Source organism: Paenibacillus sp. LHD-38, from assembly GCF_031157315.1.
Taxonomy (GTDB): Bacteria; Bacillota; Bacilli; order Paenibacillales; family Paenibacillaceae; genus Pristimantibacillus.
Window position 1 is genome coordinate 227586 of record NZ_JAVIFU010000005.1, and the last position, 15698, is coordinate 243283.

Below are 15698 nucleotides of genomic sequence, written 5' to 3' on the forward strand. Positions count from 1 at the left end.
TCTAATTAGGCTTCGCCTCCCTGTTCAGGTCTCGGTTTTTGATTAGGCGCTTGCCGGTACTCGTTGTAATCCCCCGTAAGGCGCGGACGCGTATTCATCATCCACCAAGGAGCCCGGATCAGCACGTCTTTCAGTTCCTTCATCTTTGGAGTTGCGATGGCAGACAGATATGGAACGCCGAAAGAACGCAGGCTGCTCAAATGAAGCACTATAGCGATAATCCCCATCATAATGCCAAGCAGCCCTAAAGATCCTGCGAGAAAAATTAACGGAAAGCGCAACAGCCGTATCGCAATGCCGGCAATGTATCGTGGGATCATAAAGGACGAGATCCCGGTAATGGCAACGACAATGACCATCGGCGCAGACACGAGGCCGGCTTGAACCGCCGCTTGGCCGATGACGAGCGCTCCGACAATGCTGACGGCAGAGCCGACCTGCTTGGGCAACCGGACGCCCGCTTCGCGGAGCGCCTCGAAGGTCACTTCCATAATGAGCGCTTCGACCAATGCCGGAAAGGGCACCGCTTCCCGCGAGACCGCCATGCTGATGAGCAAGGACCCGGGCACCATCTCATGATGAAAGGTTAGAATCGCTACATAAAGCGACGGAAGCAGCATTGAAATCAATGTAAACATATAACGCAGCCAACGCATAGCGGTGCTTACCCAGAACCTTTGATAGTAATCTTCCGCTGACTGCATTAAGGAGAATAAGGTTATGGGGGCGATTAATACAAACGGAGTCCCTTCCACCAATATGGCAACCCGCCCCTCGAGCAGATTGGCGCAGGTCACATCTGGGCGTTCCGTTGATAGCAGCTGCGGAAACGGCGAGTAGGGCATATCCTCAATCAACTCTTCGATATATCCGCTTTCCAGAATGCCGTCGATCCGGATGCGCCCAAGCCGGTTTCTCACTTCTTCCACCAACGTCTTATCGACTAACCCTTCGATGTATGCGATGATGACATTCGTCTGGGTGTAGCCGCCGATTTTCATCTGTTCCGTTTTGAGCATAGGGCTTTTTACAATACGGCGGATTAGAGATGTATTCGTTCGCAGCGTTTCGGTAAAGCCCTCACGCGACCCCCGAATCCCGGATTCAGCCACAGGCTCTTCGATGGAGCGTTTCTCCCATTTGTTCAATCCGAAAGCGAGTCCGGTTGCTTCATGATCCCGGAGCAGTATCGGAAGGCCGTTCGATAAGTATTCGACGCACTCTTGAAAGGTGGTAAAAGGCTTTGCCTGCGATGCAGATATTTTTCGCTCAGCGAGCTGGCCGATTTCATAAGCTTTCCCTTCCGCTTCTTGCATGAGGGGGGAGATGACGTTCGATTCAATTCCGCCGGAGTCGGCAAGACCGTCAATATAGATCAAGATTGCTTTCGTTTGGCCTTCGATGAAGAAGGTACGATAGACGATGTCCGAGCAGTTGGCATAAATCGAGCGAAGCTGCTGTTCATTTTGCTGCAAATCGGTATAAAGCTGATGGGGCTGACTGTTATTTGCGCTTTCCTGCTGAACAGGGTCGTCAGTTTTTTTCTTTTTGGACGCTTTGGTGAAGTTTTTAAACAAGGAGCGCTCCTTCATTTGTGTCGATCCCTTCGACAAAATCTTTTCTTTCGTTATTGTTAGCCAAAATTACCTTTTATATGTAGAACTGCCGGGCATGTAAATACAGCATCATATGGGCCGGATCGAAAAGACGATATTCATTCTGGATTACCTTTCGAGTTGCGTTACGGTGCTGGATCCATAGGGGAATTACAGTGAGGTTCTTGCGCAGGGCTGTCTTTCTAGGTATTTACCTGAAAGACAGCCCTGTCACTCGTTAACCGGCGTTTCGTGCAAATGTACGCGAAAGCTTAGCGAGGATAACGGTTCCGGACTCCAGATCCGTTATTATTCATATATAGACTCATCCGCAAACGTTAATAACAGGCCAATATCGCAATAGTCGCATTATCCTGATACGGCCTCTCCTGTGCAAGCACACGTTTAACAATATACGCTGACGCCTCATTAGGCGGGAAGCACTTCGCTTCCTCCAACAACTCAACTGATAAATCGTCATACAGCCCATCGCTGCATAAAATAACCCAATCCCCTGCCATGAGCCGAATCGGCACTTGATTTGCATTCATTTCCGTTACCCTTGGAATACCGAGGTAGCTTGTTAATAGATGACGTTCCGGATGTGAATCCGCTTCTTCCTGAGTAAGCTCGCCTGCCGCAACCCGCTCCTGCAGCCGATTCGCATAGATGTGGTCCTTCGTTAAGGCTATCAGCTTGCCGCCGCGGTACCAATAAATCCGGCTGTCGCCAGCCGATATCCAAAACAATCGATTATCCTGAATAACGGCGGCAGCCAGTGTCGTGCCTACGCACCATTCCAGTTCATGCTCCAGCGCAAGCTCATAAACGGCCTTATTGGCAAGCTGCAGCGACTCCGCCAGCGCTCGCGGCACGGCTTCCTCTGCTGTTTTCTTCGTATATTCATCCAGCATGGTCAGCGCAGCAAGCCGGCCCGCTTCCCTGCCCATCTCATAGCCGCCCATTCCGTCGGCGAGTACCGCCAGCACACCATGGCGTTTGACCGCCTCTGCATCCTCTAAGGACGAGAAACAATAAGCGTCCTGCTGCTCCTCGCGTTCGCCGATATGCTGCGCGGAGCCGGCCATGAGATGGAATGCGGCTTTAACCGCATATTCCCCTTGCCCCGCTCCTGCCGTTTCAGCAGCAGCGATAGGCTGCGAGAGCTCGGTCGAAAGCCCGATAACCAGCTTCTCCCCTGTTTCTAGAACCGCTGCTGCAGCACTATCAGACTTACCTTTCCCTCGACTAACAAACACATTAAATAGAAGGATTGCTGCCAACAGCACGGCTCCGCCAATAACGCACCAACCAAGCACCGAGCTTATCCGATCCGCCTGCTGCCCGGTCCATAATTTCTCCAGCTGCTTTGCCGGTATCCACTTTAACGCCGCATAAACGGCAGCCAGCAGCAGCCAAACTAACGCCAATCCCTTTCTCCATCTATCCACGATCCGCTCACCTCCGCCTTGTCTCCATCTTGCCATCCCGGCTCGGAGTGCTGCTGCGCTTCCGCCGCAGGTACCCCGCACCGGCAAAGGCCTTCATCTACAATCATATTGAGAGGAGCAAGCATTTATGTTTGCGCCTGCGCATAATGAGCGCAAAAGGCTGTCGCCGTCGGCTGCGGAAAAAAGCCGCCATTTGGCAGAGTGAGATAAGCTCATTTATAAGTGAACAAGGATAAATCCTTATATATAAAAAGAAAGCTACGCACGAGTGCGGAGCTTTCTGCTTTGTTGATTTATTTTTTCACGATATCCTGTACCGCTTTGTCGAATTTCTCAAGCAGCTGGTCGCTTGTAATTTGTTTGCCGAGGTACTCCTGCATAGCCGCACCCCATTGCTGTGTGATGCCGTCAGGGAAGCGATCCCAGTTCCAGCCTTTTACTTGCTCAGGGCTTGCATTCGCGAAGGTAGCGAAGTCGCCGCCAATTTTGCCTACTGCTTCTGGATTTGGAGCAATGGAAGACAATGCTGGCACAAATTTAAAGTCGGTAGAGATGAATTTTTTACCTGTTTCCGAAGTTACCATCCAGTTTAGGAACGCTTTCGCTTCTTCCACTTGGTCGGATTTGCTGTTCACGATCCAGTTGTTCGGCACGCCTGTAAATACGTTCGGTTTGCCTTGAAGCGGCACAGCCATCATACCAAGGTTAAGCGCTGGATCGATCTCGTCGATCATGCCTTGAACCCAGTTGCCGTGCTGAATCATTGCGTATTTGCCTGCAGCGAATTCAGCTACCTGCGTGTTGTAATCCGTTGTCAACGCGTTGTCTTGGCCGTTAGCGAACATAATGTCCACCAGGCGAATCCATTGCTTCATGATCGGGTCGTCCTTCAGCTTCACTTTACCTGCTTTTACATCCTCAATGAATGCAGCTGGATCAGCTTGGTTCGCGAAAGCGATGTTTAGCGTATGGATACCCATCGACCACCACTCGGAAGTAAGCGCAAATGGTATGATACCTGCGTCCTTCAGCTTTTTAGCTGCAGCCTCCAGGTCTTCAAGCGTTTGCGGCAGCTCTGTGATTCCCGCTTTTGCAAATAGATCCTTGTTATACGTGAAGCCGTAAGCTTCAAGGTTCATCGGCATGCCGAGCAGCTTGCCGTCACGCGTAATTTGCGCTTTCGACGCTTCTAGTAAATCTTTGGCCCAAGCCTCGCCAGTCAAATCAGTCGCCCGATCCACGTAAGGATCAAAGCCCGCCCAGCCGCTTGAGTTGAAAATTTCCGGCTCTTCGCCAGCAGCAAGCTCCGCTTTCAGCAATGCGCTGTAGTCTTCGCCGCCGCCATGCGTCTCGATTTCCACCTTAACGCCTGTTTCCTTCTCGTATTCAGCAGCCAGCTTCCCAAGCGCCTCTGCAATCTCTACTTTGAATTGGAACACTTTAATGGTAACGTCCTTCTTCGGAGCTTCTGTGGCTTCCTCTGTCTTGCCCTCATTGGCTCCTTCAGTTGGGGCGTTTGTTGCGTTTCCACCGTTGTTGCTGCTGCCGCAGCCGCTTGCCAGAACGATGAACATAATAGCCGCTAACAAAAGAAAGGAAATTCTTTTCATCTTATGACCTCCCGCAAATTTTATATATCATTTTGTTTTGTAACGCTTACATCGTCATTATAATTGTGCAACAAGCTAGCACAACACCGAATATATTGCACTTATAGGTGTAATATGTTGATAACTTCCATATATTCATGTTGTAAACCTAACCTTTGACAGAACCAGCCGTTATACCTTCAATAATATGCTTCTGCAAAAATAAGAAAAAGATAACGATCGGAATTGTACTCAGCGTAAGGGCCGCCATTGCCAAATCCCATTTCCGCAAATATTGGCCAAAAAACTTTTGCACCGCCAGCGGAATCGTTGTCAGGTTATCATTAATAACCAATACCGGAAGCAGATAGTCGTTCCAGATCCACAGCACGTTCAGAATAATGACTGTAACCGTAATCGGCTTAAGCAGCGGGAATACGATTCGCCAGAACACGCCGTATGGAGAGCAGCCATCCATCACCGCCGCCTCTTCTACCTCCAGCGGAACGGACTTAATGAAGCCGTGATACAAAAACATCGATAACGATATGCCGAAGCCCATGTAACAAATAACGATACCATACAGATGGCCGCGAAGCTCGAACATGGAAGTAATGCGCATGAGCGGCAGCATAACCGATTGAAACGGAATGATCATCGCAGCGACAAGCACCGTCAGCAGCAGCTTGTTAAAAGTCGTTGGACGACGCACCAAACGGTAAGCCATCATCGAGCTAATGATGACGAGCAGCAGCACGCTGATTGACGTCACCATAAACGAATTGAGAAATACCGTCGGGAAATCGATGGCCACCCAAGCCCGCTTAAAATTACCCAGTCCCAGCTTCTCCGGAAGCGAGGCGGCGTTGAGCAGAATGTATTTGAGCTCTTTAAATGAGTTCGTGAGCAGAAAATAAAACGGTGCCAGGAAGATTAGCGCAACCGCAATGGCGACAAGCTCAAGCAGCAGGATGAGCGGAGTGTAGCGCTGTCTGTTTTCCATTATGCCTCCACCTCCTTTTTCTTCGTAATCCAGACCTGCGTGACCGTAATCAACGCGACGCCAAAGAAGAAGATCATTGCCTTTGCCGTGCCGAGACCGTATCGATTGTTCACAAGCCCCTCGCGGTATACGTTGAGCGCGATCGATTCCGTCGCATTGCCGGGTCCGCCGGCGGTTAGCGACAGGTTAAGATCAAACATTTTGAACGAATTGGAAGTCGTTAAGAACAAGCAAATCGTAATCGCCGGCATGATCAGCGGTACGGTTACGGAACGCAGCAGCTGCCACGCGCCAGCCCCGTCGATTTTGGCGGCTTCGATTAAATCCTTCGGCACGCTGATCATCGCCGCTATATAGATGATCATCATGTAACCCGCGGTTTGCCACACAAATACAATCACGATTCCCCAAAAGGCTGTGTTCGGCGTGCCGAGCCACTGTAGATTAAAAAAGCCGATATCCGTTGCTTCCCCAATCGCCCGAAAGCCGCGTACAAAGATGAAGTACCAAATGTAGCCGAGCAGCAATCCCCCAATGACGTTAGGCAGAAAAAACACCGTCCGCAGGAAGTTGCGGCTCTTCAGGTTGCGCGTCAGCAGCAGTGACAGCAGAAATGCCGTTACATTGGTTACCACGACGGCTGCAGCCGTAAATTTAGTCGTAAACCAGAATGCGTTCCAAAACCTAGAATCATCTGTGAAAATTTTTATAATATTTTTCATTCCGGTCCATTTCGCGTTGCCGAGATCCATCCCGTTCCATTCCGTAAACGTGTAGTAAAAGCCCATCACGAACGGCGCAAGCACAATCAGTATAAATGCAATAAGTCCCGGGCCGACAAAAACGGTTTGCTGGGCCCATTCGGTCCATTTGATTTTTTTGGACATCCTCTCGTCCCCCTTCTCTTCCCTATGACGGAATATAGCTGTTGATGTTCTCAGTATAAAACCGTTTGCCCTAAGCGGAACACAGAGGATGATGATAACGTAGGTGGACTATATTGACCATCCGCAGCCTTATCGGTTACTGTGTATGCAAGAGCGACATGTTCAGAAAGCGGGCGATTGCGGTCATGAATACGGTCAAGCCGTTTAACACCATTCGAAAAAAACTCATGCTGCTGCTGCTTGCAGCAACGATTTTGCCCATTGCGACATCCATGATCATTTCGTACAACGCGACGACTAAATCCATTACCGAAGAAGCCATCGCCAAAAATAATCGGCTGCTGTCGCTTGGCAAGACCAACATTTTGAACTACATGAACAACATCAACCAAAAGTCGCTCGCCGTCTATAATGCGATGAATGTTCCGCGCTCCCTGTATTATATATTGGAGCACAGCATGGAGGACGAGGTGTTTCCGAACGACATTACCGATGTCATTCGCAACCGCAACCTGCTGAAGGACCATCTCTACAACATATATCAGAGCGTAAGCGAATTTCATAAAGTAAGGCTGTATGTCGTGAAGCAAAACGCGACTTACCTGCTCTGGAACGACGATATTAAGGTGGGTCAAAACGTAGGCTCCATTCCGCAAACGACGAAAAAAGCCTACATTGAGCCTTCGCATAAGAGCCACAATTACGGACTCGTCGATCTCAAATCCGCCGCAAGCGAGGAAATGGTCTTTACGCTGCATCGCCCCATCTTCCGGGCGCCTAGCGAGGAGCTGCTTGCAGAGTTGTCCATCGATGTGCGGCTCCATGTGCTGGAGGATCTGAACCGCCAGCTTTATGACAGCGGCGAGGAGAGCTTCTACATCATGGATTCGAGCGGCCAAATCGTTTTGGCCTCGGATAAAAACGAGATCGGCACCGCCTCCAAGCAAAGCTGGCTTGGGACGGTTTTGAAGTCAGGGCAGGACAGCGGGCATTTCGATTGGAAAACAGAATCCTTCGACGGCATGGTCTTTTATGACCGGATTAAGACGCCCTACATGGACTGGTATTTAGTTAAGCAAACGCCATACAAGCATCTATTCAGCGCAGCTGACCGCATTGCCCGCATTAATACAGCCGTCGGAATCGCTTTCCTTGCCATTGTGGTTTTGGCTACCTTATTTATTTCCATCCGGTTTACAAAGCCGCTGCTGCGTCTGATCGGATACGTGAACAAAATTGAAACGGGTAATTTGAATGTGTCGATCGACATTCACAGCGATGATGAAATCGGCCTGCTCGCACGGCGTTTCCGTTCCATGATGCAGACGATCAACAATTTGATTTTGACCGAGTACCGGCTCGAGATCGCAAACAAGACGAATGAATTAAAGGCACTGCAGGCCCAAGTTAATCCGCATTTTCTCTATAACGCGCTGCAGTCGATCGGCACCGTCTCGCTCCAGCACGGGGACATGAAAGCCTATTCGCTTATCACCTCCCTCGGCAAAATGATGCGCTATCAGATGAACACGATGGATGCGGTCGTAGAGCTAAGCCGGGAGCTCGATTATGTGCAGGCCTACCTCGATCTGCAGAAGCAGCGCTTTGATACCGCCTTGCATATTCAACTGAATATTGATGAGCAAACCAAGCGCATTCTGATTCCAAAAATGATTTTGCAGCCGCTGCTCGAAAACTTCTTCAAGCACGGCTTCGTGCAATCGTCAGAGGAGCCTTCCGAGCTGATAATCACAAGCTTCTTGGATGAGCCGAGGCAGCTGCTGTCCATCGAGGTTCAGGATAATGGCTGCGGTCTGTCCGAGGAACGGCTGCAGGAGGTGCTAAATCAGCTGAAAAAGGTGCCGAAGCTCGGTGCTGCGCGGGAGAATAACCAGGAGGATGGCGGCATTGGCCTGCATAACGTGCTGTCGAGGCTGCGCCTGCATTTTGACTCCACCGCCGATATGGAGCTGCGCCATGTGCAGCCGCACGGCTTTTCCGTTACGATTCATATACCGCTGGTGAAGGAGAATGAAGGATGAAGGCATTAATCATTGACGATGAGAAGCATGTGAGGGAAGCGATCCGCCTGCTTGTTCCATGGGATCAATTCGGCATCGATACGCTGCTTGAAGCACAGGACGGCGCATCCGCTACGGGGCTGATCCGCGCAGAGCGGCCGGAGATTATTTTCACCGATATGATGATGCCGAACATGGACGGCAGGGAGCTGCTGCAGTGGACGGCTGAGCATGCGCCCGCCAGCAAAATCATAGTGATCAGCGGCCATGATGACTTCAGCTTCGTTCGCCATGCGGTGAAATACGGCGGGGTCGATTATATTTTGAAGCCGATCGACGCCGAGCAGCTCGTGAGCGCACTGACTAAAGCGGTGAACAGCTGGACGACGGAGGAGCAGGAGCGTACCCGCAAGCGCAAGATGAATATCGAGCTGAACCAGCTGAAGCCGATGTACTTGGAGCAGTATTTCTCGACGATGATTAACGAGCCTGGCACCTATCCGAGCTTTGCTGATACGCTGAAACAAGAGCTTGGCATTACGGCTCCGATTACAAGAGCCCGCATTGCAATCGTTAGGCTTGACCTGACTACGCCTGCGGTTAGGGAAAAGTTTGCGGCCGGACTGGACCTGTTATTGTTTTCGCTGACGAATATTTGCAATGAATTTCTGAAGGAACAGGAGCTTGGCTTCGCGCTTCGCCACTGGGGGCAAGACCATGAGCTGCTGCTGCTGTTCTGGGGGGAGGGCGAGCAGGCTCCACAGCTGATCCAAGAAATAAATGATGCCATGTCATTGGCGCTGAAAACGCGGTTCCACTTTGGACTCGGACACGCAGCCGCCTTCCCTGAAGCCGCTGCCAGCGCTTATCAGCAAGCGAAGTTAGCGCTTCTACGCCGAAATTTACTCGTTAACCATACCTATTGCCATCCGTTCAGCAGCGCTGCTCCCAGCAGCAAAAGCACGCAGCAGCTCTTCAGCGAACATGAGGAGCCTATACGTTTTGCAGTTCTTAGCGGCAGCAAGGAGCAGATTCGCCGTGCCTTGCAGCCTTGGTTTGACACACTTGACCAAGCAGGCTGCATATCATTAGAGCAGCTTATCGTTTGGCGGCAGCAATATGAGCTTGCCAAGTCCATATGGGATTCCAAAAACAACCGCGGCAGTGCCGTGGAGCAAGCCCCAAAAGCGGAGGATCAGGCGTTATTGCCAGTTGATGCCCATGGTTTCTTTGATTTTGAGCAATGGAAACACGTCGTATTTACAGAGGCTTGCGAGCTCTCTGCACAAATAGCGGAGCGTGACAAGGAACGCAGCGTCATCGAAGACATTGCCGAATATATTGAACAGCATCCGCATGAGGAAATTACGCTGCAGGATATATCAGAGCGCTTTTTCCTCAGCCGGGAATATATATCACGAAAATTCAAACAAGAAACAAACGGGAATTTGTCCGATTTCATTGCGGAGGTACGGATTAAACGGGCGAAGGAGCTCCTAGCCAACGGACAGCTGAAAATTTCGCAGGTCGCTGAGCTGGTCGGCTTCCAGGATGAGAAATATTTCAGCCGCGTCTTTAAGAAACGTACAAACTGTTCGCCTAACGATTATCGGAAGCATCATTTTGGGGGCGATTCGTAACAACAAGCTCGAAGCTGCCTCTTGTGGTAAAAGCAGTAGATTTGCGGTGTACTGCAAACCCAAACGTAAACGGCTGACGCCGTCCTTAGCGGCAGAAGCTCGTTTCGTGGTGAAATATAAGCATCGTATAAGGTTAAAATTTATACTTTCTTATATTGCAAAAAGCCGAGCTCTGCCCGAACGGTGTTAACCATTCGTGCGAAGCTCGGCTTCTGCCAGTGAATAAGGGAACTACATGATTGGAGTACCCTTTTTTAACGTCTTCATGTCACTATTGGAGTTATTGAGCGCGGGCAGCATCTTCTCGCCGCTGACCATTGGTTCATGGCAGATTAAACAAGTAGGAACGTGATCAAAGGCAAAGTTATCGCGCATCCAACTGTTGCACCCTTCCGTCTCGCATGTCCATACCTTCGTGTTTTCTTCCGGAATCTCTTCAAGCGGTTTTTTACGATTGTACATGGTCAGCCTCCTTCGCGATAAAAAAAGGAAAAACTGCCTCAAACTTTAGCGTAAGGGGCAGTTATCATTTATAAACAGCAGTGTATTGTGAATATGTGCTACAAACTTGCAATTGATTTCATTGTACCATATTTCGTCCATAAAAGGCAAATATCAGCCTATGCTTGTGCGCCTTTTTTTGAGGTACCGCTGTAGTAGGCAAATAGCTGCTCTATTGGCTTGAAATACAGATGGCCGTCCTCCCAAGGTTGAAAGTGAAGATCCATCCTCGAATCATTCCAATCGGCTGGCGTACCCGTCGTGCTTAGTTTTCCCCGCAATACCGGCTCTTCGACGACGGCGGGAAATTCCTGATAGCCGAACAGCAAATTTTCGTGCATCGTTATGATTTCGTATTTCGGCCCATGGAAGGCACGCTCCTCCTGGAGCTGGTAATGAAAATAAATATAGCTCGCGGCCATCTCCGGCTTCAGATGCGCAACTCTGCCTACGCGGCGATCCACCGTTTCCTTGCGCAGCCAATGCTCGTAGCCTGCAGGCTCGTTAAAATGAAACACGTCGATCATCGGGATCCACTTCCGAGCCTCTGAATGCCCTGGCCAATCTTCAAGATACGGTGCCATCGACGGCAAAAGCTCAGCCGGCTCCAGCGGTTGATTCACGCATTCGAAGTAAAGGAACACATTCCGTTCCCATCTGAAGCAGCCCACCGTCATGAGCTCGCCCTGCTCCAAAAGCCGATGCACCGTTTGCTCCCTCTTCGCGGCTTCCAACGCTTCCGCTTCAAAGCCTGCTCTCATTTGTACCCGTGCCGTCACTCTAAACATAAGTACCTCGCTTTGTTTGATCGGATGTCCAGCATTACTTGGTAACACCGCGTTTTGTGATTATGTATCGTTTGCTTCTTGATGGCCACCATGGTGGTCAAAACGGCTGAAACACCATAAGAAAAATAAGCAAGAACGCAAATAGGTGCGTTACGCCCTCGATTTTGGCTGATTGCTTAGACACAGCCTTATACTGCGGAGGAAGCTCTTCGCCCGTGTGATTTTCTAGTATGGCAGCTTGAGCCTTCATATTTCTTGGCAGCATGCCGATTACGAAGATTTGCGTAATCAAGTAAATCGCAATCGATGCAATAAACCAAACCTCCGTGAACAAATCCGGCTCCATGATGCCCATAATAAGACCCGTAAGCAGCAAGGTAATGCTCCCTGCCTTGGGCAGGATCTCCAGGTTTTTCAGCAGCTGAAGCGTGAACCTGGCCTGCGCTGCCGTCTTGGCTGTTCTCGCTAAAATCGGAAACCCAAATGCCGCTCCAAGCCCCATAACCGCAGCCAACACATGAATGAACAGCACAATCGTGTACAAAAAAAGCATCAGTCCCTCCGCTTTATTTGCCCCGAGCCTGTTGTACGATTATATGCTGTCCATGAGGCACATATGGGTATTATAAAGGAGGACAAACTCTGCTTTCAATCGCCGTTCACAAAAAATATGGATGGAGAGCCTTATTTCTCGATTGTTGGTTATTCTAATTAATGAAGTTGCAAAACACTGCTTAAAATGAAGGAGGATGATGGTTTTGGAAAGTACAAGTGAGTATGTCGCAAAGGTAAAGGCTACGCAGCAAAAGGCCGCGATGAATAAAAGACGCGGCGGCAACGGCAGTCCGGCTGATAGGCTCAGCACTAAACAGCACAGCACCAATAAATAACAGGAACAAAGTATGGTTGTCTAGCGAGATTCAATCGTAGAAAAACTGTGCAGTTTGAAAGGCCCTCTAGCGCTTGCCGCTACAGGGCCTTTTCATTATGTAACCGATTCATTCTGCATCGATATTTTTTGGGAAAAAGGATATCCCCCTCCCTTGGTCGAATGAGATAATTTGGAAATGAATGAGGGGGTTTATTATGATCAAAAAAGGCTTATTGATCTGCGGGGTATCCTTCGTGTTCTTGCTTGGAGGCGCGGCTGGGGCGTTGGCAAATTCAAAATTCAAAGAAATCAAAGCATTTTTAAACCCGGCCATAAAGGTAGAACTCAACGGAGAGCTTCTAGAGCCAATGAAAGCTTTGGTTTATGAAGGAACAACTTATTTGCCTGTTCGCAATATCGCATCCATGGCCGCTCTGAGCAGCAAAATAGAATATGATTCAAAAAACAATAAGCTTACGCTTGGGAGCGAACGGTATATAGATATATCCACACCGGAAAGCGAAGGCTTTTATCAGCTTATCATTAACGGCAATTGGGGACCCTCCATATTAACAAGAGAGCATTTAATGTACAGTAATTACTACATGGGCATCGAATTCTATTTTGAAAAAACGGCAGCGGCTTCCCTTGATACCTACGTAACCTCCGCACTTAAAGCTTCCAGAATAAAAGCGACTCATACAGCTGATATCCAAATGGCTAAACAAAATGCGAAAGAAATTACTTATGAAACCCCAGATTCGGTTGGGAAGCTGGTAATCGTAAAATATGGTGCAGATTATGTCACTTTAAATTTTTTCGTAGACAAAACCCGTTTCAAAACTTCTGATTTTAAAGAATTCGACAAAATAAAAGCGAGCTTCAATATACAATAACAATGAAGTCAACAAGCGTAAAATCCTGACGTCATTTCGCGGTGTAAAAGCATCGCATAACGTTAAATTTAATAATTTCTTATATTAAAATAAAAACCAGTCTTTCCCTGCTTGCGGGAGATGGACTGGTTTTTCTTCATCGTTTGCCGTTTCAAACGGAATATTCATGCGGATAATATTCGATGCGGGAATCCGCAATAATCGTAAGCCTGCTCTCAGCCGTATCAAATTCAACTGGGCCGTCCTTGACGTAATACCAGGTTTTCAATGTTGGTTGATCGTCAAACTCCTGGAAAACAAACACGTTCAGCTCTTCCTTATGCGCAAGCAGCTCTTCAATCATCGGGCCCCAAGGCACGCTGACCGTGAATTTAAAGCCCTGTCCCTGCGGAACGAGCGTGTAGGGAACGTCCTGCTTATTTGAATCAATAAACATCCGCCCGCCCACCGCGTGCTTAATTTGAAACGTCTGTTTCATCTCCAACCCCTCCTACCAAGCGTAAACGGCTGACGCCGTCCTTAGCGGCAGAAGCTCGTTTCGCGGTGATATATAAGCATCATATAAGGTTAAAATTTTATACTTTCTTATATTTATACAAACTTACTTCGTAAGCTTATGGCAAATCAATAAACATAAAAAACGCCGGGGAGGACGCAGCAAAAGAAAGCTCATCCGCTGCTTCGATCTGCGCGGTATCGCCAGCCTCCAGCGTTTCCCCATGCACCTGAAGCTCGCCTTCGATGATATAGATAAACTGCTTGCGGCCAGGCTCAACGGCGTAGGACAGCTGCTTTCCCTGATCCAGCTTGCTCAAATAGATCGTCAATTCTTGGCCGATCGAAGCTGCCTGATCATGCGCTTGATCGGAAACGACAGGCAGCAGCGCATTATGCAGCTTGTCGATATCGAAGCGGCTCGCTTCATAGGATGGCGCCAAACCTCGCTCCTTCGGCATAAACCACAGCTGCAGCAAGCGCAGCTCCGTTTCCTCGGAGGCATTGAACTCCGTATGGATGACCCCCGTACCCGCTGACATACGCTGTACCTCTCCAAAAGAGGATACAACCGAATTGCCGAGATTATCTTCATGTCTGATCTGACCGTTTAATACGATAGAGACAATTTCCATGTCGCTGTGGGGATGGGCGCCAAAGCCTTTTCCCGGAGCTAAATAATCATCATTGCACACACGCATAACACTAAAGCCCGTTCGGTTCGGATCATAATAGGCGCCGAATGAAAAGCTGGGTTGGCTGCGCAGCCAGCCGAGATCTGCCGAATGCCGCGATGCCGCGGGGAATACGTCGATCATCGTCTCTCCTCCAAACAACTATTTATTTACTTACTTATTTATAGCAGTTTTATATCTTTCAAGCAAGCCTTAAACTCCGTTGCAGACAAACCAAAAAAACGGCCGATAGCGTAAGAACTACCTATTTAAGGAAAATAAAGTATTAGACTGACCTCAATAATTGAAACAGCGGCAGCCATTGACGAGAAAAAAAAGTCCTAGACTGCCGCTGTTTTTTTTATCTTTAGTTCCCCGTCCCTCGCGGAATTACCCAGGATCAGAAATCTGTTGTGTTGTTTGAGAACGACAAACTCCTTGAAGTCGATAAATATCATATCATCGCCGGTTATGCTCAACCTGACGGAAGTCTACTAGTATCTGGACCCAACTCAAGTATCATCCTCCCTGCCACGAGCAAAGAAGAGATCGTATCATCGACGGAATACAAGAATTACAAGAAGGCCGTTGAAAATGAAGTTAAAACGGACCGGAAGAGATTCAAATCTTCTCACGAAGAATAGCTAACTCATTAAAGTAAGGATGCCAAGAATGATATTATCCCCTTTTCAGTAGACAGTGCAGAAAAGCACACTATAGTCTACTTAAAGGGGATTTTTCATGTGGTGGAACTGCTGAAGACATCGCTGTTATATATGGTTGCTATTCCCCTCATTACTGTCTATAATCACTTATACGCGAACTTACGTTCTGTATCAGAGGAGGACTACATGAGCACCCCGAACAAACTTACCCCGAAGGAGCCTGTTTCTTAGCCGCTCTAAAAAAAGTTGCAATTGGCAGGCCCTCTTCGTTGCGGGCTACTGCTTGCATATCTGTGTCCACCATACCTGGATCGAAAGTATATGTCGTTAATGAGCTATGGCATTCACTTTGTACGCAGGGTGTGTGGCATAATTGATTCGTAATGCTCGTAAATAAATACAGTTACAACAGTGACGACTCCCCATGCCTAAAGGCAGGGGCTTCTCAGATCATCGGGATTCGTAACCTCACCCCTCCTTGAAGGCTCCGTCCGAGCCTAATACTTTTCATGGTTACGATACTAAAGCGCGTTGCAAAATATTTCGTGCCGCGTTCACATCGCGGTCAGCGACATATCCGCACGGATCACATCGATGCGTTCGAACAGCCAGCGTCTTTTTC

Annotated in this window: 16 protein-coding genes; 4 read left to right on the forward strand and 12 right to left on the reverse strand. The window is 48.8% G+C overall.

The window, feature by feature from the left end; all coding sequences use genetic code 11:
* Nucleotides 1–5 precede the first annotated feature (5 nt).
* From RCO25_RS06655 to RCO25_RS06680, 6 genes are all read right to left on the reverse strand, one after another.
* Nucleotides 6–1592, reverse strand: coding sequence for a spore germination protein (locus tag RCO25_RS06655; RefSeq protein ID WP_308995348.1), 1587 nt, complete (start codon nt 1590–1592; stop codon nt 6–8).
* Between the two features lie 341 nt (nt 1593–1933).
* On the reverse strand, nt 1934–3046 hold the full coding sequence (locus tag RCO25_RS06660; protein ID WP_308995349.1) for a PP2C family protein-serine/threonine phosphatase: 1113 nt from the start codon (nt 3044–3046) through the stop codon (nt 1934–1936).
* Nucleotides 3016–3171 (reverse strand): hypothetical protein, encoded by a 156-nt coding sequence (locus tag RCO25_RS06665; RefSeq protein ID WP_308995350.1) that lies wholly within the window; start codon nt 3169–3171, stop codon nt 3016–3018. The genes RCO25_RS06660 and RCO25_RS06665 overlap by 31 nt, the downstream gene beginning before the upstream one ends.
* Before the next feature lie 168 nt (nt 3172–3339).
* Nucleotides 3340–4656 (reverse strand): ABC transporter substrate-binding protein, encoded by a 1317-nt coding sequence (locus tag RCO25_RS06670; RefSeq protein ID WP_308995351.1) that lies wholly within the window; start codon nt 4654–4656, stop codon nt 3340–3342.
* Nucleotides 4657–4804: 148 nt separating this feature from the next.
* Nucleotides 4805–5638 carry a carbohydrate ABC transporter permease gene (locus RCO25_RS06675; RefSeq protein ID WP_308995352.1) on the reverse strand — a complete coding sequence of 278 codons (834 nt, stop codon included), beginning with the start codon at nt 5636–5638 and terminating at the stop codon, nt 4805–4807.
* On the reverse strand, nt 5638–6525 hold the full coding sequence (locus RCO25_RS06680; protein WP_308995353.1) for a carbohydrate ABC transporter permease: 888 nt from the start codon (nt 6523–6525) through the stop codon (nt 5638–5640). Before RCO25_RS06680 ends, RCO25_RS06675 begins: the two co-directional genes overlap by 1 nt.
* 113 nt (nt 6526–6638) lie before the next feature.
* Between RCO25_RS06680 and RCO25_RS06685 the strand changes: the two genes are divergently transcribed.
* The gene (locus RCO25_RS06685; protein ID WP_308995354.1) at nt 6639–8567 is read left to right on the forward strand and encodes a cache domain-containing sensor histidine kinase; all 1929 of its coding nucleotides are present in this window, start codon (nt 6639–6641) and stop codon (nt 8565–8567) included.
* Nucleotides 8564–10186 (forward strand): response regulator transcription factor, encoded by a 1623-nt coding sequence (locus RCO25_RS06690; RefSeq protein ID WP_308995355.1) that lies wholly within the window; start codon nt 8564–8566, stop codon nt 10184–10186. The genes RCO25_RS06685 and RCO25_RS06690 overlap by 4 nt, the downstream gene beginning before the upstream one ends.
* 231 nt (nt 10187–10417) lie before the next feature.
* Here RCO25_RS06690 and RCO25_RS06695 read toward each other — a convergent pair whose 3' ends face one another.
* The 3 genes from RCO25_RS06695 to RCO25_RS06705 form a co-directional block, all read right to left on the reverse strand.
* On the reverse strand, nt 10418–10648 hold the full coding sequence (locus RCO25_RS06695) for a cold-shock protein (RefSeq protein WP_053373644.1): 231 nt from the start codon (nt 10646–10648) through the stop codon (nt 10418–10420).
* Between the two features lie 158 nt (nt 10649–10806).
* Nucleotides 10807–11475 carry a hypothetical protein gene (locus RCO25_RS06700; RefSeq protein ID WP_308995356.1) on the reverse strand — a complete coding sequence of 223 codons (669 nt, stop codon included), beginning with the start codon at nt 11473–11475 and terminating at the stop codon, nt 10807–10809.
* 97 nt (nt 11476–11572) lie between these two features.
* Nucleotides 11573–12028, reverse strand: a complete 456-nt coding sequence (locus tag RCO25_RS06705; protein ID WP_308995357.1) for a DUF2269 family protein — start codon at nt 12026–12028, stop codon at nt 11573–11575.
* A 205-nt stretch (nt 12029–12233) separates the two neighbouring features.
* Between RCO25_RS06705 and RCO25_RS06710 the strand changes: the two genes are divergently transcribed.
* Nucleotides 12234–12365: a DUF4023 family protein gene (locus RCO25_RS06710; RefSeq protein WP_374992069.1), complete on the forward strand. Its 132-nt coding sequence runs from the start codon at nt 12234–12236 to the stop codon at nt 12363–12365.
* 235 nt (nt 12366–12600) lie between these two features.
* Nucleotides 12601–13242 (forward strand): hypothetical protein, encoded by a 642-nt coding sequence (locus RCO25_RS06715; protein WP_308995358.1) that lies wholly within the window; start codon nt 12601–12603, stop codon nt 13240–13242.
* A 151-nt stretch (nt 13243–13393) separates the two neighbouring features.
* On the opposite strand, the gene RCO25_RS06720 is transcribed toward RCO25_RS06715, so the two are convergent.
* The 3 genes from RCO25_RS06720 to RCO25_RS34780 all read right to left on the reverse strand — a co-directional run bounded on the left by RCO25_RS06720 (nt 13394) and on the right by RCO25_RS34780 (nt 15688).
* On the reverse strand, nt 13394–13720 hold the full coding sequence (locus RCO25_RS06720) for a hypothetical protein (protein WP_308995359.1): 327 nt from the start codon (nt 13718–13720) through the stop codon (nt 13394–13396).
* A gap of 136 nt (nt 13721–13856) precedes the next feature.
* The gene (locus RCO25_RS06725) at nt 13857–14555 is read right to left on the reverse strand and encodes a pirin family protein (protein WP_308995360.1); all 699 of its coding nucleotides are present in this window, start codon (nt 14553–14555) and stop codon (nt 13857–13859) included.
* A 1034-nt stretch (nt 14556–15589) separates the two neighbouring features.
* Nucleotides 15590–15688, reverse strand: coding sequence for a zinc ribbon domain-containing protein (locus tag RCO25_RS34780; RefSeq protein ID WP_374992070.1), 99 nt, complete (start codon nt 15686–15688; stop codon nt 15590–15592).
* Nucleotides 15689–15698: the final 10 nt, after the last annotated feature.